Source organism: Nitrosomonas sp. (genome assembly GCF_019635155.1).
Taxonomy (GTDB): Bacteria; Pseudomonadota; Gammaproteobacteria; order Burkholderiales; family Nitrosomonadaceae; genus Nitrosomonas.
Genome location: NZ_JAHBZY010000001.1, coordinates 124,019 through 143,540, shown reverse-complemented (window position 1 = coordinate 143,540; position 19,522 = coordinate 124,019). Strand labels below are relative to the sequence as shown.

At 47.0% G+C, this 19,522-nt stretch carries 22 protein-coding genes; 9 read left to right on the top strand and 13 right to left on the bottom strand.

Annotation, left to right across the window (positions count from 1 at the left end; genetic code table 11):
* Positions 1-946: 946 nt before the first annotated feature.
* From KF839_RS00710 to KF839_RS00680, 7 genes are all read right to left on the bottom strand, one after another.
* The gene (locus KF839_RS00710) at positions 947-1,342 is read right to left on the bottom strand and encodes a response regulator (protein WP_292915890.1); all 396 of its coding nucleotides are present in this window, start codon (positions 1,340-1,342) and stop codon (positions 947-949) included.
* A 181-nt stretch (positions 1,343-1,523) separates the two neighbouring features.
* Complete coding sequence (gene cysN / locus KF839_RS00705) at positions 1,524-2,807, bottom strand: sulfate adenylyltransferase subunit CysN (RefSeq protein WP_292915889.1); 1,284 nt, start codon at positions 2,805-2,807, stop codon at positions 1,524-1,526.
* Between the two features lie 136 nt (positions 2,808-2,943).
* Positions 2,944-3,849, bottom strand: coding sequence for a sulfate adenylyltransferase subunit CysD (gene cysD, locus KF839_RS00700; RefSeq protein WP_292915888.1), 906 nt, complete (start codon positions 3,847-3,849; stop codon positions 2,944-2,946).
* 74 nt (positions 3,850-3,923) lie between these two features.
* Entirely contained in the window at positions 3,924-4,622 is a 699-nt protein-coding gene (locus KF839_RS00695) for a phosphoadenylyl-sulfate reductase (protein WP_292915887.1), read from the bottom strand.
* The gene (locus tag KF839_RS00690; RefSeq protein WP_292915886.1) at positions 4,615-5,148 is read right to left on the bottom strand and encodes a DUF934 domain-containing protein; all 534 of its coding nucleotides are present in this window, start codon (positions 5,146-5,148) and stop codon (positions 4,615-4,617) included. The genes KF839_RS00695 and KF839_RS00690 overlap by 8 nt, the downstream gene beginning before the upstream one ends.
* 5 nt (positions 5,149-5,153) lie before the next feature.
* Positions 5,154-6,893, bottom strand: a complete 1,740-nt coding sequence (locus KF839_RS00685) for a nitrite/sulfite reductase (protein WP_292915885.1) — start codon at positions 6,891-6,893, stop codon at positions 5,154-5,156.
* 52 nt (positions 6,894-6,945) lie between these two features.
* Complete coding sequence (locus KF839_RS00680) at positions 6,946-7,170, bottom strand: hypothetical protein (RefSeq protein ID WP_292915884.1); 225 nt, start codon at positions 7,168-7,170, stop codon at positions 6,946-6,948.
* 356 nt (positions 7,171-7,526) lie between these two features.
* Between KF839_RS00680 and cysB the strand changes: the two genes are divergently transcribed.
* Positions 7,527-8,462, top strand: coding sequence for an HTH-type transcriptional regulator CysB (gene cysB / locus KF839_RS00675; RefSeq protein WP_292915883.1), 936 nt, complete (start codon positions 7,527-7,529; stop codon positions 8,460-8,462).
* Here cysB and KF839_RS00670 read toward each other — a convergent pair.
* Positions 8,459-8,998 (bottom strand): histidine phosphatase family protein, encoded by a 540-nt coding sequence (locus KF839_RS00670; RefSeq protein ID WP_292915882.1) that lies wholly within the window; start codon positions 8,996-8,998, stop codon positions 8,459-8,461. The two genes, cysB and KF839_RS00670, sit on opposite strands and share 4 nt — an antisense overlap.
* A gap of 210 nt (positions 8,999-9,208) precedes the next feature.
* Between KF839_RS00670 and KF839_RS00665 the strand changes: the two genes are divergently transcribed.
* On the top strand, positions 9,209-9,484 hold the full coding sequence (locus tag KF839_RS00665) for a hypothetical protein (RefSeq protein WP_292915881.1): 276 nt from the start codon (positions 9,209-9,211) through the stop codon (positions 9,482-9,484).
* A gap of 69 nt (positions 9,485-9,553) precedes the next feature.
* Here the strand turns inward: KF839_RS00665 and KF839_RS00660 are convergent, their stop codons facing one another.
* The 4 genes from KF839_RS00660 to KF839_RS00645 are packed head-to-tail and all read right to left on the bottom strand — an operon-like array spanning position 9,554 to position 12,454.
* On the bottom strand, positions 9,554-9,943 hold the full coding sequence (locus tag KF839_RS00660) for a type II toxin-antitoxin system VapC family toxin (RefSeq protein WP_292915880.1): 390 nt from the start codon (positions 9,941-9,943) through the stop codon (positions 9,554-9,556).
* Between the two features lie 13 nt (positions 9,944-9,956).
* Entirely contained in the window at positions 9,957-10,220 is a 264-nt protein-coding gene (locus KF839_RS00655) for a type II toxin-antitoxin system Phd/YefM family antitoxin (RefSeq protein WP_292915879.1), read from the bottom strand.
* A 19-nt stretch (positions 10,221-10,239) separates the two neighbouring features.
* Positions 10,240-11,178, bottom strand: coding sequence for a TIR domain-containing protein (locus KF839_RS00650; RefSeq protein ID WP_292915878.1), 939 nt, complete (start codon positions 11,176-11,178; stop codon positions 10,240-10,242).
* 40 nt (positions 11,179-11,218) lie between these two features.
* The gene (locus tag KF839_RS00645) at positions 11,219-12,454 is read right to left on the bottom strand and encodes an NnrS family protein (RefSeq protein WP_292915877.1); all 1,236 of its coding nucleotides are present in this window, start codon (positions 12,452-12,454) and stop codon (positions 11,219-11,221) included.
* Positions 12,455-12,581: 127 nt separating this feature from the next.
* Between KF839_RS00645 and KF839_RS00640 the strand changes: the two genes are divergently transcribed.
* From KF839_RS00640 to scpB, 6 genes are read left to right on the top strand one after another with little or no spacing between them, the layout of a single operon-like run.
* Positions 12,582-13,442 (top strand): 3',5'-nucleoside bisphosphate phosphatase, encoded by an 861-nt coding sequence (locus KF839_RS00640; RefSeq protein WP_292915876.1) that lies wholly within the window; start codon positions 12,582-12,584, stop codon positions 13,440-13,442.
* A 42-nt stretch (positions 13,443-13,484) separates the two neighbouring features.
* Positions 13,485-14,117, top strand: coding sequence for an L-threonylcarbamoyladenylate synthase (locus tag KF839_RS00635; protein ID WP_292915875.1), 633 nt, complete (start codon positions 13,485-13,487; stop codon positions 14,115-14,117).
* Entirely contained in the window at positions 14,110-14,775 is a 666-nt protein-coding gene (locus tag KF839_RS00630) for a site-2 protease family protein (protein WP_292915874.1), read from the top strand. Before KF839_RS00635 ends, KF839_RS00630 begins: the two co-directional genes overlap by 8 nt.
* Before the next feature lie 27 nt (positions 14,776-14,802).
* Entirely contained in the window at positions 14,803-16,005 is a 1,203-nt protein-coding gene (locus KF839_RS00625; RefSeq protein ID WP_292915873.1) for a tryptophan--tRNA ligase, read from the top strand.
* A gap of 21 nt (positions 16,006-16,026) precedes the next feature.
* Complete coding sequence (locus KF839_RS00620; RefSeq protein ID WP_292915872.1) at positions 16,027-16,839, top strand: segregation and condensation protein A; 813 nt, start codon at positions 16,027-16,029, stop codon at positions 16,837-16,839.
* Positions 16,814-17,455 carry an SMC-Scp complex subunit ScpB gene (gene scpB / locus KF839_RS00615; RefSeq protein ID WP_292915871.1) on the top strand — a complete coding sequence of 214 codons (642 nt, stop codon included), beginning with the start codon at positions 16,814-16,816 and terminating at the stop codon, positions 17,453-17,455. The genes KF839_RS00620 and scpB overlap by 26 nt, the downstream gene beginning before the upstream one ends.
* Positions 17,456-17,516: 61 nt before the next feature.
* On the opposite strand, the gene KF839_RS00610 is transcribed toward scpB, so the two are convergent.
* Positions 17,517-18,344, bottom strand: coding sequence for an inositol monophosphatase family protein (locus KF839_RS00610; RefSeq protein ID WP_292915870.1), 828 nt, complete (start codon positions 18,342-18,344; stop codon positions 17,517-17,519).
* Positions 18,345-18,751: 407 nt separating this feature from the next.
* On the opposite strand from KF839_RS00610, the gene KF839_RS00605 reads away from it, so the two are divergent.
* Positions 18,752-19,477 carry a response regulator transcription factor gene (locus tag KF839_RS00605; RefSeq protein WP_292915869.1) on the top strand — a complete coding sequence of 242 codons (726 nt, stop codon included), beginning with the start codon at positions 18,752-18,754 and terminating at the stop codon, positions 19,475-19,477.
* Positions 19,478-19,522: the final 45 nt, after the last annotated feature.

Genomic DNA, 19,522 nt, shown 5'->3' with positions numbered 1-19,522 from the left:
AGGATAACCTCCGGAATCATCCGTCTCCAAAGTCAGCAGATGCTTGAAGTCGAGCTTCGCGGGTGATTTAAATAAAATGCCGTGCCGCGTATGCTGTTGGCCTTCGGGAGTTCTGAGCGCCCACGCGGCATAGCGCAATGCCTTATTCAATCGCGACTCGTTCTCCGATTCGGCTTCCATCCATTGTGTCACTTTGGTAGCAAACACCAGCTCCGAGAAGGCTTCACCGAATTCCGCCGCTAATTCCCCTTCCAACGCCAAACCATTAATACCAGCCAGTTCGTCATCGCTGACTTTGCTTTTAGCGCGACGTTGCACAAACTGCCGTTTACAAAAATAGAGCGGAGCAAGCTCATGATGTTTTGCGGCCAGTTGATGTACTTCATTCTCGATGTTGAATAACCGGGCAATAAAATCTTCCAACCAAGGTGCAATCTCAATCAATAAAGCCGATTCGTCTTTTGGCAATAATTCAACCGGATGAGCGCGTGCAGACTCAAGCCGCTTGCACAGCGCTTCATCACCGGTACGCAAAAAATCCAAAAAAATTTGATCCAATTTTGCCAAACCACTGCGTTGGTACAAATCGGAAATTGCAAAACCAAAATTAAAATTCGAAGAAGCTGTAGTTCCCTGCTGTGTGTGCAACATTGCATCCATGTTTGTCATTAGTCCAATTTTTAATAGTTATTATCCTATCTTCACCTGGGGAATCGATCGGGCATTGGCATTTCAAACAATTACCTTATCCCGCATTCGATTTCTCACAAAATAGTAAATCGCTGTTGTTTGTTATTATCTGTTTTTTTATTTTTTCTGCTTAACGCAATCCGGAAAACTTGCCAAGGTTGATGCTCGACAACCTGATTACACGGGTAGGGTAATTTTTTTGTCGCATTATTCGCTAAAATTACAATACCGTAATCCTATAAAAAGCGGCTCCGGACTAATTGGCTCTTTTTGGTATCAACCATTTCAAAAGAACATCGACCAATAAATCGGGATTGATCGGCTTCGCTAAGAAATCATTCATGCCAGCAGCATGGCATAATTCTTTATGATGCTCATCTGCATTGGCTGTCATTGCAATGACAATCAGATCCGACCATTGTAAATTGGCGCGAATCATACGAGTCGCTTCCAAACCATCCATAACCGGCATTTGGATATCCATCAAGACGCAGTCAAAAGCCTCTTTTTCTATGATATCCAACGCTTCTTTGCCATGATTCGCTATTACAACCGTCGCTTCGTTATATTCCAGAAGCCATTTTGCAACCTGCTGATTTAGCTCATTATCTTCTACAACCAGGATATTAAACCCTTTCAATCTTTGTTGCATAATCTTCGGATAATTCCTATAGCTCGTATTATTCTTATAATTATTCCGATGAAAAAATACTCCCGCATGATATGAAATTAACAGTTAACTCAATACAAAAAATAATGACAATACCGTTGGGAACGCCGGGATTATCCTTTCACAACAAAGATGGAATCAAGTTTTGCAGCATCAATGAATCTTAATTCCCGGAAACCGAAATCATACCGGCAGCAACCGTATTATTGCTGCTTTCATCAATGATGATAAAGCTTCCGGTCGCGCGATTTCGCGCATAATCGTCGCAAACGAGCGGAAGCTGCACCTTTATTCCAACATGCGCAATATCATTCATTTTTAGCGAACTGGCGGTTTCACGGTCCATGGTATTAACATCAACACGATAATCTATTTTGCTGATAACTGCTTTTGCGATACGTGTAGTCTGTTTCACCAGATACTTACGCGCAGTATCCAATGGTTGTTCGGAAAGCCAACATAGCATCGCATTGAATTCCTTGCTGACTCGTGGCGAGTCGTTAGTCTTGACCAATAAATCGCCACGCGAAATATCCAAATGATCTTCGATGGTCAATGTAATCGACTGCGGTGCAAACGCTTCATCGACTGGATCTTCAAATTTAAGAATTTCTTTAATGCGGGATGTCAAACCCGAAGGCAATACGGTGACTGGATCGCCGATACGGATCGAACCCGATTCGATACGCCCCATATAGCCGCGAAAGTCATGCAATTCCTTTGTTTGCGGCCGGCAGACCCACTGAATCGGAAAACGGAAGTCGTCGCGATTGATGTCATCTTCGATCGATACGGTTTCCAGCAGATCCATCAGTGTAGTGCCTTGATACCAATCGAGCCGATCTCCTCGCTCAACCACCATATCACCGTTGAGCGCCGACATCGGAATGTAATTGATATTCCGTAAATTGAGATTAACCGCAAACGCTGAAAAGTCTTCACATATTTTTTCAAAAACCGCTTGCGAATAATCAACCAAATCCATTTTATTGACGGCGACCACCAGATGCGGAATCCCCACTAGACTTGCCAAGTAAGCGTGACGGCGTGATTGCGTCAGCACTCCCTTACGCGCATCAATCAAAATGACTGCCAGATTGGCAGTAGATGCACCGGTAACCATATTGCGCGTGTACTGCTCATGACCTGGTGTATCCGCAATAATAAATTTCCGTTTCGGTGTCGCAAAATAGCGATAAGCCACATCAATCGTAATGCCTTGCTCACGCTCGGCCTGTAATCCATCGGTCAGCAGTGACAAATCAACACCTTGCAAACCGCGTTTTTGCGTAGTGTTGGCAATGGATGTCAATTGGTCTTCGAAAATAGATTTCGAATCGTGCAGCAAACGGCCAATCAGGGTGCTTTTGCCATCATCAACACTACCGGCTGTGATGAAGCGTAGTAATTCAGTTTGATCAAACGATATTTTTTCAATGATCGACATTTAGATATCCTTCGGAGAATCGTAGCGCGTAATAATAAATTCAGGCAAGCCGTTCGATTTGTTAAGCATGATAGCGTGGATTAATTGGCTGAAAACGGCGCTCGCCCGACCAGTGGTTTCCGTTATTGCAATAACGCTAGAAATATCCTTCCTTTTTGCGCAATTCCATTGATGCTTCCGACGTTTGGTCATCCATACGCGTAGCACCGCGTTCAGTAATCCGGGTCATTGCTGTCTCAGCGATTATTTCATCCACGGTGTTCGCTTCCGATTCCACCGGACAAGTACAACTCATATCACCCACGGTACGGAACCGCACCATAATATTTTCTGTTCGTTCACCTGCTTGCGGCTGCACCAGATGAGAGATTGGAAGTATTCCGGACACGCGGCGAATGACGTCTCGCTTATGTGCAAAATAAATACTCGGAACTTCCAGCTCCTCGCGCGCGATATATTCCCAAACATCCAGTTCCGTCCAATTACTGATTGGAAAAACCCGGATATTTTCCCCCGGATGCGTGCGGGTGTTATAAATATCCCATAATTCCGGACGCTGATTTTTCGGATCCCATTGCCCAAACTCATCCCGGAAAGAAAAAATCCGTTCTTTCGCGCGCGCTTTTTCTTCATCACGGCGCGCACCGCCGATACAAGCATCAAATTTGAATTCGGCAATGGCATCCAACAGCGTAACCGATTGAAACGCATTCCGGCTCTGCGTTTCCGAGCGCAATACCACCCGGCCTTTCTTAATCGAATCTTCCATACTGCGCACGATCAAGCGTTCACCCAATTGCTTGGCGCGGTAATCACGAAACTCGATAACTTCCGGAAAATTGTGCTCGGTATCGATATGCATCAGCGGAAATGGAAAGCGGCCAGGGCGAAATGCTTTTTCGGCCAGCCTTAACAAAACGATCGAATCCTTACCGCCGGAAAACAGCAGCACTGGATTGGCACACTCTGCCGCCACTTCACGCATGATATGAATCGCTTCACTTTCCAATGCGTCAAGATGGGTAAATGTGTGATGACTCATTATTTTCTCTCAACTAATAAAATGGATAATTTTAGATTAAGTTGCAACAGGGTTTTTATTACAATTAAACAATATTATTTCAATGGAATGACTTTCCCGCTATGCAACCCGCACTCTTTGGTTTCCGGTGCTTCCCACCACCACCGCCCGGAACGGATATCCTCACCCGGCGTAATTGCGCGAGTACAAGGCGCACAACCGATGCTGGGATAAAACTTATCATGCAACGCGTTATACGGCACCTCATAATGCTTGAGATATTGCCAAACCTCCGCATCAGACCATTCCAGTAACGGATTTACCTTCTGCATGCGATTATCCATATCGTAAGCCGAAACTTTCAAACTGATTCTGGTGGAAGCCTGTTCACGACGGATTCCCGTTACCCATGCGCGTTTACCTTGTAACGCACGACGCAGCGGCTCAACTTTTCGAATATGGCAGCATGCTTTGCGCAATTCGATGCTTTCATAAAAACCGTTAACGCCATGCTCCGCAACATAAGATTCAACCTGTTTTACATTGGGGAAAAAAATGCGCAGCGGCTTTTTGTATTTGTTTCGCACAATTTGCATCAGATCGTAGGTTTCTTGCGGCAAACGGCCCGTATCCAAACTGAACATTTCAATATCAAGTTGAAAGCGATCAATGATATCGGTTAATACCATATCCTCCGCACCCAAACTATTGGCGAACGTAACGGGAGCAAAATCAGCGATGGTTTCAGTCAGAACCGCCACAACTTGATCAATCTTTTCTTGTAATTCAGTCATTCGGTGCGCTCGCAGCCAAGTTACCTTCACGGTTCACGCGCCGGAACAATGGCAGTTTCTGATCAATCGCAGTTTGATACACTTCGGAAAAATCGCTTAACCCTTTTAATGCTTCCTCAATGCTTCGATCCGAGCGTACTGCAAAAGCATCAAAGCCAACACGCTTCATATAAAACAACTGGTCGCGCAGCACATCGCCGATAGCGCGCAATTCGCCGGAATAACCCAGGCGCGCACGCAAATTGTAGGCAATCGAATAGCCGCGCCCATCGGAAAATTTGGGAAAATCAACTGCAATCACCGAGAATTTTTGAATATCCTCCTTCAACGCCTCGGAACGCTCATCACTGGCCAACCAAACTCCGATTTCCGGACGCTGCTGCAATGTTTCACGCTGCGCTTGCCATACTTTCAAAGGAACGATGATCTTTCCCGGCGCAACGGTAACATTTTCCGGCATTTGATCCGCCTCCAGCCGCAGAACCGTCCAATCATCCGGAACAATGGATTTATTTTTAATGATCATGTCGATTAGAACCTTGGTGAATAGTAGGGAACGTCATAGTGAGCTGACACGACAACATGCGGATCAGTCACTTCTTCCTGTGCGACAAATTCCGTTGCATACACATGCTCTTTAAAAGGCGCATGGCCAATGCGGCGCACCGTTTCAATAAAGCGTTCCCCGTCGAAGCGCTCGCGCAAATAAACTTGGATCAAGCGCTCAATAACCTCCGGAACTTGATAAAAAGTAAACGATGGACCAAGAATCTTACCGATGGCGCTATCGTTGCCTTCCGATCCGCCGATCGATACTTGATACCATTCGTCATGATCTTTCTTTTCCACACCGGTTATGCCGATATTACCGATATGATGCTGCCCGCAGGCATTCACACATCCGGAAATATTCAGCGTCATTTCACCAATGTCATACAGATAATCCAAATCTTCAAAGCGCTCGGCAATCAATTTCGCCAATGGTATTGATCGAGCATTGGCAAGTGTGCAAAATTCCGCGCCCGGACAACTGATTATGTCGGTCAACATACCAATATTCGGTGTCGTCAATTCGTAACGGGTCGCTTCTTGCCATAAACTGATCAAATCCTTCTGCCGAACATCCGCCAGAACCAAATTCTGTTTATGCGTTATACGCAATTCACCAAAGCTGTAACGGTCCGCCAACTCAGCAATCGCGTCCATTTGTTCGGCGGTCGCATCACCCGGCGCATCGCCCGGTTTCTTCAATGACAACACCACAATGACATAACCGGGAACCCGGTGAGGCATGACATTTTTAGCCATCCAATGTGAGAATGATCGGCTATCCGCTTTGAATTCGCTCAGTCTCGAATCGCTGTCAGGCAACGTCTCATACGCCGGATCGACAAAAAATGACGCAACACGTCGAACCTCTTCATCTGTCAGAGTGCCGGGACCATCTTGGATATTGGCCCAATCGGCTTCAACTTGGCGTTTGAATTCATCAACCCCTAACGCCTTTACCAAAATTTTGATACGCGCTTTATACTTGTTATCTCGACGACCATATTGGTTATAAACCCGCAAAATCGATTCAACGTAGGTCAATATATGCTGCCACGGCAAGAAATCGCGAATTTCACTGCCGATAACCGGGGTGCGGCCTAATCCGCCACCGACCAACACGCGAAAACCCACTTCACCTTGCGCATTTTTAGTCACCGCCAAACCTATGTCATGCGCATAGATCGCAGCACGATCATCTTTCGCGCCACTAATGGCTATTTTAAATTTGCGCGGCAAATAGGCGAACTCCGGGTTAAAAGTACTCCATTGCCGCAAAATCTCGGCATAAGGGCGCGGATCGACGATCTCGTCTTGCGCCACGCCGGCAAATTCATCCGAAGTAATATTACGCACACAGTTTCCTGATGTTTGTATCCCGTGCATCTCCACCGATGCCAAATCCGCCAGGATATCCGGTGTATCTTCCAGTTTCAGCCAGTTGAATTGAATATTCTGCCGCGTTGTAAAGTGACCATATCCGCGATCGTATTTGCGTGCAATATGAGCAAACATGCGCATTTGTTTCGAAGAAATCAAGCCATACGGTACCGCAATGCGCAACATATATCCGTGAATCTGCATATACAACCCGTTTTGCAAGCGCAAAGGCAAAAATTCTTCCTCCGTCAATTCACCGGAAAGACGGCGATGCACCTGATTGCGATACTGCTTGACCCGTTCGTTGACTATTGTTTGATCATATTCATCATAACGATACATGTTTATTTTCCTCGCTATTGATTCGGAATTAAGTAAACAAAAACATCATAGCTTATTCGTTGCTATAGTGTTTTGATACCGGCAACATCAATGCCGCATCGAGTGGAAATTTAGCGCCATATTTCATAATGTGGTTCACATCATCATCCTCATCGTGCCTCAGCGCCATTCCAATATAAGCGTGCTCGCCGGATTGGCCGACCACAACGCCAATTCGTCCACCGCAACCATTAAACCAGGTCACTTGTTTAGGCTTATTCTCAATATTAGTGCTCATTTCAATCCTTGTTTAACATCATTAACTGATTGTTTTGTTGTTATTCCGCTCGATTGTATCGAACAATCGAAAAAAAATTTACCGAATTGCTGCTGTACCACAACATTTCGGACATGAAAAATAGTAATCTGCCATTTTACCAAAAAAATAAACCACAAACTTTTTCTATGGATCAATGACATCGAATCGGATGACTTTGCTCTCAATAAAATAACCTTGTTCGATTCAACCTACAACACAATCAGATATATCGATTCACTCTTTCAATCGGGCTGCATCATAACAATTCATTTTTATAATTCAAAATAATATTATATTAGACATATATAATTTTTTATTATTACCGAACATCTTTTATGAAACTACAGCAACTACGTTACCTGTGTGAAACTGCCAATCATAATATGAACTTATCCAAGGCTGCCAAGAATCTGCACACTTCGCAACCCGCTATCAGCAAGCAAATCCAGTTACTGGAAGAAGAGCTCGGTGTCGATATCTTTCAGCGCAATGGCAAACGCATTGTCCGGATCACCCCTCCCGGTGAACAGATCATAAAAATTGCAACGCGAATGCTTCGTGACGCAGACAACTTGAAACGCATCGCACAGGAATTTACCGACGAGGCCGGTGGTACATTGACCATCGCCACGACCCATACCCAGGCTCGCTATGCATTGCCGCCCGTTATAAAGCGATTTACCGCGCGTTACCCCAAGGTCAAGTTGACCTTGCGGCAAGGCAATCCGATGCAAATTTCAGCATTGGTATCCTCCGGTGAAGCGGATATTGCCATTGCAACCGAGGCAATCGAGCATTTTCAAGAGCTTATCATGCTGCCTTGCTACGAATGGAACCGTTGCGTCGTGGTCCCGCCGAAACATCCGCTGTTAAAGCTAAAAAAACTCACGTTGGAAGCAATCAACCAATACCCGATTATTACCTATGATTTTGCCTTTACCGGTCGCTCAAAAATCAACCAGGCATTTGCCAACAAAGGGCTGGAACCTAATGTCGTGCTCACCGCTATCGATTCCGATGTCATCAAGACTTACGTGGAATTGGGATTAGGTGTCGGCATCCTGGCTAACATGGCTTTTGACGCCGGACGGGATGTGAATCTGAAGTCGATAGACGCCAGTCATTTGTTCGAACCGAGCACGACGCGTATCGGTATCAGCCGCAATAGTTATATCCGCGGCTATATTTTCGATTTCATCGAAATGTTTGCGCCGCATCTCGATCATGCCGCGATCCAGGCAAAACTCAAAAACTATCAAACGGAAAACTAACGCGTCAACACATAATGCCGGTATTCGCAATTGCCAATGTGAATATCGCGCAATCGCGCATCCTCGATACCGCCTTCGAAATAAGCGATAAACACTCGCATGGTTTCTTCGTGAGCAACCACCAGCAGCGTATCGTCCGGTTGCTCACGCAACCAGTCAATAAAACGCAACACCCGCTGCTTGTGGTCCAGTAACGATTCCCCGCCATTGATCCGCGCACGTAGTGGATCATGATCAATCGCCGCAAAGTAATTCACCACCGGTTGACTCTCAAAACCGGAACGAATGTCCGCCAGATCGGCATGCACCTCGATCGGAACCGCATGGTAGCGATTCACAATCTCCGCCGTCTGCCGGGTGCGCGGTAACAGCGAAACCAAGATACGGCTCAAAGCAATATTTCGTAACTGCTGTGCCGCGGTTTCCGCCTGCGCTATACCCGCTCCGGTTAAATACACATCCCGGACCGGATCGTCGTTACATAATCCCAGGTCGTTATAATTCGTGCGCCCGTGGCGCATGCAGTAAAAGTGCACGATTCCATTCCAACTCAAGTCTACTAACAAACATCAAACCAGAAAATCATTCAACTGGCAAAAATTACACTACACTTGCATCCAAAAAAACAGTTACTGCGTATCTCCTAATGACGGTGGCAACAATCGGCAAATATGTGCCGCCTGTGTATCCGATTAATCATTCAGGAGAGTCATCATGAAATTCGCACGTAAAGCACATTACACCAGTTGATCGCTTTCGTTGCGTTGCCGAGCACCAGTGTCAACCTCTACGCATTCAATCCACCGGAAGGCTACCAAGGCCGTTTCTCAGTACCGCGCCCGCCGTTGCTGCAACCCGGGATTACCAATTCCGGCATTTTTATCTCTTCTTTGGTAATCCCGGTTCTTTTGATATTCTCGCCAAATGAACTACTCGCTCATTTACCGCATCACGCTGGAAATCATACTGCCGATCATGAGATCATTCTGATGAATGTTGGCAGCCATAAAGAAACATATTGAGTAAAACAAATAGTGCCACTTTGCACCAATCCATTCTTGCGCTACTTCAAAGCTTTCACGGTACGACCACTAAGGCCTCCCGATCCAATCGATCAGCTCGGAATAACCAACCAACGCAGCATCGGCAGTTACTAAACGGGCAGGCATCGCTAATGCCTGAGCAATTAACAAACGATCAAACGGGTCGGTATGCAGCATCGGCAAATGCGCAACACCCGCTGCATGTTCGGAAGAAACGGGCAATTCGATGAAACCAGTCATTCCCGCCCCATCCGCAATTTCTTTGGCGGAATAGTGAAACTTCACCTTCCCCAATGCCGATTTGATCGCGATTTCCCAAATACTGGCGGCACTAAAATACACTTCGACCAACGGTGATTCAAGCTGCGTTCTCAGCATTTGCGGCAATCGACTGGGCGTATCCAGCGCCCGCAGCAAAATATGTGTATTGAGCAGCAATCGCATTGTTTTGTTAGCGATTCTCAGAAGATGGTTCGATATCCGCATTCTGAAATTGCAGCAACGCCTCCTCAGGTAATGCGGCATCAAAATCTCCCGGTATTTTCAATTTTCCTTGGAAAATGCCCAAACTTCGAGCAGAAGGTGCACTATGCAACGGCACTAATTTGGCAACCGGCTTCCCGGCTTTCACGATGATAATTTCTTCGCCTGCTACTACCTTTTCGATAAGCTCGGATAAGTGAAGCTTTGCTTCATGTATGTTAACGGTCAACATGTTGGTATTTGCAATACATTCAATCGACTATTGTTGCTTTAATTCTACTCAAAAGCCTTTCTTTTAATTCTTCTTCTGTTTCATAAACGATATGATTGTATTGACGAGTATCAAAATGAACATTCGCTAAATGATCTTGATGAATCGTCCAGATTACGGGAATACCCAGCCCATATGCAAACCCAGCCTCATAGTAAACACCGCCCCGATTACCAGTAAAATCTGCTACGAGATAATTGCTTCTCCTAATTTCTGCAATAATTTCATCGCAGATTTTATTGTTATGTTCCTGAAGATCAATTCTTATACATTTTGTACCATCGGCTTCAATCGCTGGCTTGATGCCATTTTGGTAAAAGCTGTCCATCGTTTTATCAAACCACATTGCAACAAAAGCTTGTTTTCTAAATTTACTAAGATTTTTCTGTAATTGAGATAGCTTATTCCATCCACCAGCTTCAATAGTAAATCTTTGTTTTACTGGCCCATTAGAGGATAATTTAATGAACCCTAGTTGCTCAAATTGTCTCAGAATGTATGAACTAGAATTAAGATCGTAAGAATAAAGATACCAAACTTCATCTTCAGTTATGGATACTTCTTCACTAGGATGTTTTATCAAATAAGAAATATTTATCAGAGCTTCATCAAGCATTTCTAAAGGCGATGCCGGGTATAGAGAAAGCAAGTCTTGGATTGCTTCCAAACTCCAATCCCCATTTTTTCCAGACTTCTCAATTGTAATTCGAGTAAGAATATCAATTCCTCGGCATTTTCTTTGAGCAAGTACGTTGGCAATTTTCCTTTTGTTTTCTATCGCTCTGCTGAGTTCCGTGGCAGCATCGTCAGTGATTGAATATGTTCCACAAATAGGATCCCAGAAGAAATCTGTCTGAATTACAGCATCTCGATCAAAGTTACATTCTATTTCAGTTAAATAGGAAATTTTTTTATTCATGGTCTTAGCATACAAAATTTAACTTCTCCGTTAACGAGAATCACCCCGCCTTCCCATCCACCCTAGCACGCCAATAAATCGGCGCGAACTTGATTGCCCATAATCCGAAACACGCCAGCCAAATGAACGCTGCGAGCACATAGAACATCGGCGCAATCGCCGGGATGAGATCGGCCAAGATTCTGACTAAGGCGGTTGCCTGGAAGCCCAGGAACAGTAGCCAGGTGAAGCGGTCGAGTTCCAATGGCCGTCCCGAGTGGCCGAGGGTGACACGTGAAGCCATCGCGAGAACCATGCCGGAGAAGAAGCCGATGCCGAGCGCGTGCAGCGGGGCGAGACCTAGAATGAAATTGCCGGAGGCGAAATACACCAGGCTTTGCACGCCATACAGCAGCATGGCCACGCCGAGCCAGGCGAATGAGATGTGCAACACTGCCAGTAAGCTCACCTGAAAACTGCGCTGAAATTGCCAGCGGTACGATAGGTACAGCGCGCACCCGGCCAGCGGGAAATCAACGAACCACAAATAAGCGGTAAGCTCGAAGCATTGCAGCACACCATGCGCGGCAATGCAGCCGAGCATCAGCCACAGCATCCAGAAAGGCCGCACCATTTCGTAGTTATCCAGTACGCGGCTGGAGAAAAACGGAATCATGCGGTGCGACACCGTGAGCACGATCGGCAATAGGAAAAGCCAGAGTCCGGCAGCGCGGGCGAAATCGATAAGCATCGGGCTGTCACTGACCAGCCAGAACAAATACGCCGCGACACCGAGCCAGCCCATGACCAGCGCGACGCTGGTGACACGAGCATGGCGTTTATCCGCCGCCGGCGCGGTCAGCAAAATGCGCAACAGCACGTAAACCGCGATACTCCAGCCGGTCAACATCAGTTCCACGCCGGCAATGCTGATGATCCGGTGCGTCAATAACCCCGCGTAGAACAATGCCACGCCGCTCGCCATCAGCACGCAAGTAGCGACATATTCGCTTGGTTTCACTTTGTCGCCATTCATCCAATTCGGATATGTGGTAAACAGAAAACCGAAAATAAAAAACGGGAAAAAACCGTAAACCATCAGAAACGCATGCGCCCAGCTCGGTGCGACGTTCCAGACGGTCATCGAACCGGCAATACCGTAGCGGCCAGCCAGGTCAAAAATCCACCACAGCACAGTCAGCACACCTTGCAATGCACCCGCCAGAAACAAGCTGCGATGCGGTGCGGCGGAAAGGTAATCAAGAAAGTTGGAGGGTTTATCAATCAGGTTTTCCATAGCGTTTTTTCTATCATTGTGAACGGTTGGTGGATTTAACTCTCTGTTTCATTAGTCAATGTAATTATTTCTCTTCACTGCGGATATTTGTTATCATGCGTATCCCGCGGGTGTTCAACGAATTTTCATGCTTAATATCGATCTGCATTGCCATTCCTCAATTTCCGATGGTGTACTGACACCGACTCAGTTGGTCGAACGCGCCGCTCAACGTGGCGTTGCAACACTGGCTTTGACCGATCACGACGATATCGCCGGACTCGCGGAAGCTCGGCAGATCGCCGAAACGAAAAGTATCACATTTATAAATGGTGTGGAAATATCCGTCAGCTGGCGCGGCCGGACGATTCACATTGTCGGGCTGGATATCGATCCGGATTATGCGCCTTTGGTGGAAGGCCTGGCGCAAGTTCGTACAGGCCGCGCGCAGCGCGCTAAAAATATCGCGGCGGAACTCGAAAAAATCGGCATTTCGGGCAGCCTGGAAGGCGCCTATACCTTCGTCGGCGTACGCAGCCTCATCGGTCGGACGCATTTCGCGCGCTTTCTAGTCGAACAAGGATACGCCAAAGATGTTAAATCGGTGTTCAAAAAATATCTGGTCAAGGGTAAGCCCGGCTATACACCACATGAATGGGCGCCATTGAGCGATGCCATCAATTGGATTCGCGGCAGCGGTGGCCGGGCGGTCATTGCGCATCCCGGACGCTACGATTTGGGAAAAAATGTGTTGAACGATCTGCTCGATGAATTTGCCGCATTGGGTGGTTCGGCCATTGAAGTGGTAACATCCAGCCATACTCATGAACAAATGCAGCATTTCGCGCGTCATGCCAAGGATAGAAATTTACTGGCTTCCTGCGGTTCGGATTTTCATGGACCGGGAGAAAGCCATTTCGATCTGGGACAATTGCCGGAGTTTCCGTTGGGTTGCACGCCCGTTTGGCATCACTTTAAAACTTCCTTTACGACCGAACTGACTTATTGACGCACAGAATCAATTATCTTTCATTGCACGACCGTTTTATCCGTGGCCCAATTTTTTGCTATTCACACCGATACGCCCCATTTGCGCTTGATTAAACAAGCCGTTGCCATCGTGCGCGGAGGAGGTGTCATTGTCTATCCGACCGATTCCTGTTATGCCTTGGGCTGTCATTTGGGCGATAAAGACGCGATGGCGCGCATCCGTGCCATCCGGCAAGTGGACGAGCGCCATCATTTCACCTTGGTTTGCCGCGATCTGGCGGAAATCGCCACTTACGCAAAAGTCGATAACAGCCAATATCGCTTGCTGAAAGCCACGACACCCGGCAGTTATACTTTTATTTTGCAAGCAACTCGCGAAGTACCGCGCCGCATGCAGCATCCGAAACGCAACACCATCGGATTACGCATCCCGGATCATCCGGTCGTACAAGCGTTATTGCAAGAACTCGACGAACCCTTGCTCAGCTCCACATTGATTCTACCGGGTGACGAATATCCACTGAACGATGCGGAAGAAATCCGGGAGCGTTTGGAACATCAAGTGGAACTGGTCATGGACGCCGGTTCTTGCGGCATCGACATGACCACGGTAATCGACCTGACAACCGATGCGCCGGAGTTGGTGCGGCTTGGCAAAGGCAATCTCGAACCATTTGGGATCGACCATGGATGAAATTATCCAGGGCATCGCCATTTATGCATTACCGGTTATTCTCGCCATCACCATGCACGAAGCGGCGCATGGTTATATGGCTAAGAAATTCGGCGATTTGACCGCATTCAATGCCGGCCGCATCAGTCTTAATCCGGCCCGTCATATCGACTTGGTCGGCACGATTTTGGTACCGTTGACATTATTTATTCTAAGTAAATTAACCATCGGCGCAGGGTTCTTATTCGGTTGGGCTAAACCGGTACCGGTTAATTTTACCAATCTGCGCCACCCGAAACGCGACATGCTTTGGGTAGCCGCCGCCGGGCCGGGTGCCAATCTATTAATGGCATTCTTCTGGGCGCTGATGATCAAATTGGCGTTGCTAATGCCCGAGGTCAGCTATGCCAGGCCGCTCGCCCTGATGGGAATTGCCGGAATCGAAATCAATGTTATCCTGATGGTGTTGAATCTGTTGCCATTGCCACCGTTAGATGGTGGCCGGATGGCGGTCAGCCTGCTGCCGCACCGCTTGGCGTATCAATTTTCCCGGATCGAACCTTACGGCTTTATGATTTTGCTGCTCTTGCTATTCAGCGGTGTTTTGGGCGCTATCATCGGGCCGGTCATTCTATGGGTGAAAATTTTCATCGTATCTTTTTTTGAGTTATATATTTAGCAATGTTTTCAATATTAGGAAATCCATATGTTTGCTGATCGTGTTTTATCGGGTATGCGCCCCACCGGGAGCTTGCATTTAGGACATTATCACGGCGTCTTGAAAAATTGGGTGAAATTGCAGCAACAATATGAATGCTTATTTTTTGTAGCCGATTGGCATGCACTGACAACCCATTACGATTCACCCGAAATCATCGAACAAAATGTTTGGGATATGGTCATCGACTGGCTGGCCGCGGGGGTCGACCCGTCCCAGGCGATTTTATTCATTCAATCCAAAGTCCCGGCGCATGCCGAGCTGTACTTATTGCTGTCGATGATGACGCCACTCGGTTGGCTGGAACGTGTTCCCACTTATAAAGATCAACAGGAAAAACTCTCGGAGAAAGACCTCAGCACTTACGGCTTTCTGGGCTATCCATTGTTGCAAAGCGCCGATATCCTGATTTACCGTGCTAACTTGGTACCGGTTGGCGAAGATCAAGCACCGCATCTGGAATTTACCCGCGAAATCTCCCGCCGTTTCAACCATATTTATGGCAAAGAACCTGGGTTTGAAGAAAAAGCCGAAGCGGCCATCAAAAAGCTCGGCTCAAAAAAATCCAAGCTGTATACCGAGTTGCGCACGCTGTATCAAGAGCAGGGCGATGAGCACGCGCTGGAAGAAGCGCGATCGTTGCTGAATGAGCAACAGAATTTGAGTTTGGGCGACCGTGAACGCTTGTTCGGTTATCTCGAAGGCGGCGGCAAAATGATTCTGACCGAACCGGAAACATTACTGACCGCAGCCTCCCGCATGCCCGGATTGGATGGCCAGAAAATGTCCAAATCGTATAACAACACCATCAGCTTGCGTGAAGACCCTGAAAACATCCGCAGAAAAGTTCGCACTATGCCAACCGATCCGGCACGGGTACGCCGCAGCGATCCGGGTGATCCTGCCAAATGCCCGGTATGGCAATTTCATCTGGTTTATTCTGACGATGCCACGCGCGATTGGGTGCAAAAAGGATGCAAGAACGCCGAAATCGGCTGTCTGGATTGCAAATCACCGGTAATCGATAAGATCCTCGCCGAACAAGCGCCGATGCATGAGCGTATCAAAAAATACGAAGAAGATCCGACCCTGGTGCGCAACATCATCGCCGACGGTTGCGAAAAAGCCAATAAATTGGCGGAAGAAACCATGCGCGACATCCGTCAAGCAATGGGTTTGAATTATTCCTAAGCCATTTCCAATGGTCTGCCAATGGTGAATCCGGTTATTGATTCCTTAGAATCACAGTCACCGCAACCGATTGCCCGAATCTGCGGCGAACCGCTACTGGAAATTCCACAGGATCTATACATTCCGCCGGATGCGCTGGAGGTATTTCTCGATACCTTCCAGGGGCCGCTTGATCTGCTGTTATATTTGATCCGCAAGCATAATCTGAACATTCTCGATATCCCGATGGCGGAACTCACGCAACAATATATGACGTATGTCGAAATGATGCGAATTGATCAATTGGAATTGGCCGCAGAATATTTGCTAATGACCGCGCTACTGATTGAAATCAAATCGCGTATGCTACTTCCCAAGTCTAAAACGGAAATAGCGGAAGAAAGCGACCCGCGTGCCGAATTAGTGCGACGTTTACTCGAATACGAGCAAATTAAAAAAGCTGCGGATCGGCTCAATAGATTACCCCAAGCCGAACGTGATTTCAGCATCGCCCAGATCCGGATAGAACAAAACGAAACCATCCGATTGCCAAATGTTAACAGTGATGATCTGCGGAATGCCTGGATCGCCATTTTGACACGCGCAAAAGTCAACCGGCATCATCAGGTCAAGCGTGAAACGCTTTCCGTGCGGGCTTATATGAGCCAAGTATTACGCGATTTACGTACCCGGAAACAATTGGAATTCTACGATTTATTCAGTCCCGCCGCCACGATCATGGAAGTCGTTGTGACGTTTCTGGCAGTACTGGAACTTGCCAAGGAATTACTGCTGGAAATTTCCCAATCTCAAGATTCTGGAACAATCTATGTCCGCGCCGTCGACGTCGCTTAATCCCATCACGTTAGAATCACTCAATCCTGAGAAAGCAAAACAAATTCTGGAAGCAGCCCTGCTTGCCACACAAGAACCGCTACCGATCAGCGAATTGCGAAAATTATTCGATCACGAACTAAACAATGCGGTGATTTCCAGGCTGTTGGAAGAAATTCGTGACAAATGGCGCGACAGCGCCATCGAGCTGGTCACTGTGGCAAGCGGCTGGCGCTTTCAGACCAAACCTGAAATGCAACCATTCCTGGAGAAGCTCGCCCCGCAAAAAACACCACGCTACTCGCGCGCTATTCTGGAAACACTCGCCATCATCGCTTATCGCCAGCCGGTTACACGAGGCGATATTGAAGAAATCCGGGGTGTCAGCGTATCCGGTTCCATACTCAAAACGTTGTTGGCACGAGGCTGGATTGAAGAGATCGGGCACCGCAATGTGCCGGGAAAGCCGGCTCTGTTCGCCACCACACTGAATTTCCTCGACGATCTCAATTTACGGACTTTAGACGAACTTCCACCGCTGGATGAAATGAAATCTTTGATCGAGCCGGACAATCACAATCAAGCGTTGCCGTTTACGGAAACCGACTCAACGGATCACAAGGGAAACGCAGATTGATTCGGCGAGGGAGCGAAACCGCACAACGAAGTGATTGGCTCGTATAGCCATAATCAGTATCCTAGGATTTAGCGGTGCGTTGCGCTTCGATCAATGCGGGCGTAAGATGCGGCGCGATCACTTTCAGCAACTGCGAGAACACTTTAGGACTGCCCGCTACGATCTGACCACTTTCCAATTGCGTGCCATTGCCTTCCAGATCGCCAACCAAGCCACCGGCTTCGGTAATCAGCAAACAACCGGCGGCCATGTCCCAAGGCGCCAAACCGATCTCCCAGAATCCATCATAGCGGCCCGCCGCTACATAAGCCAAGTCCAGCGCGGCGGAACCAGGCCGGCGAATACCTGCGGTGCGCGGCACAATGTCCTTGAACATCGCGAGGTACGCGTCTAAATGGGTCAAATCGCGAAACGGAATACCAGTTCCGATCAAGCAATCTTCAAACTTGGCACGTTTGCTGACCCGGATGCGACGATCGTTCAGAAATGCGCCCGTTCCTCTGCTTGCTGTAAATAGTTCATTCATGTTCGGATCATAAACCACCGCATGAGTTAATACGTCTTTATGCTTTAATGCAATAGAAACCGAGTACTTGGGAAAACCATGCAAGAAATTGGTTGTACCGTCAAGCGGATCGATGATCCACAAAAACTCGGACTTTTCGTGATCGCCTTGCCGCCCGCTTTCTTCCGCCAGGATCGCATGATCCGGATATGCCGAGTGCAGTACCTTAATGATCGCTGCTTCCGCTGCGCCATCGACCTCACTGACGTAATCACTATGTGATTTCTTGGATACCGTCAGCAAATCCAAATTTTGCGAAGCTTGATTAATAATACTGCCAGCGCGGCGTGCGGCTTTCACCGCAATGGTCAACATCGGATGCATAAACTTGATTCGAGGAAATTAGCAAAAGCTGCGATTTTAATATGAATCGACTGTGCATGCTTGCTTTTGTCAAGATTCCCGCATGCCAATATTTCCGATTCATCAATTAAGATGGATACTTTTCCCTTACAAGCTACAGCAGGTCGTTTGCACAAAATTATCAGTATTCCTATTCAACCAGTCGGGATATTTTCTGGATACAATTCCACAATTTACCCCATTTATCGGGATAGATATCATCTGGTTATTGTTAAATGCATTTGATAGAATCAGTCTAAAAACAGATAGATTATAAAAACACGCTATAAATAGCTGATTAAAACTACCAATCAGCGATATAAAACTAATCCGGTAAATTAATACGATCCCCTAGAAACAGTTTTATTCAATAAAAAACAATAATACGCATGGCAGAGCCATCTAGCACAAAAATACGCATCCTGGTGGCCGAGAGCTTTGAGCTTGTCAGTCTTGGCTTACGATCGCTGTTCGAGAAGCACGCTGCGATCCGTCTGATCGCGGATACGAATTCCATCGAAGATCTGTTCATTTTAACCTCGCAGCACAATCCTGATGTAATTTTGATGGATTTACTCCTCAGCAATCAAAATTATGCTCAGGATATTTCCAAATTATTGCAAATAAGCCCGCAAAGCAAAGTGCTTGCTTTCTCGCATCACAATAGCGAACAAACACACCTGCAAACATTCCGTTCCGGAGCCGTCGGCATTATCAGCAAACAACACCCGTCTGATTTGCTGCTTAAAGCCATTTATTCGATCCATACCGGTCAAATCTGGTTTGATCGAAATGTCACCAAATTGCTTTGGCAAGCGCAATTTAGCTCCAAACCTTCTGCAGAGCCGCCAATCGCTGCAAAACTACCCAATCACCCCAAATTAAGCGACAGCGAACGTCATATTGCCTACCTGGCATGCAAAGGCTTATCAGCCAAGGAAATGAGCGCACAATTGCTGGTCACTGAAAAAACGGTACGCAATCAACTATCGGTTATCTATAAGAAAATCGGCGTTAAAAAACAAATTGAACTGTGCTTGAAAGCACCTCTGTATAACTACTTCAAAGAATCCTATTTGATCGGGACGTTTGACTCGAGAGATACCGAAAATTAGCTGCATCTTAAGGACAAATGCCTTCTATTTAACAGAAGTTATATT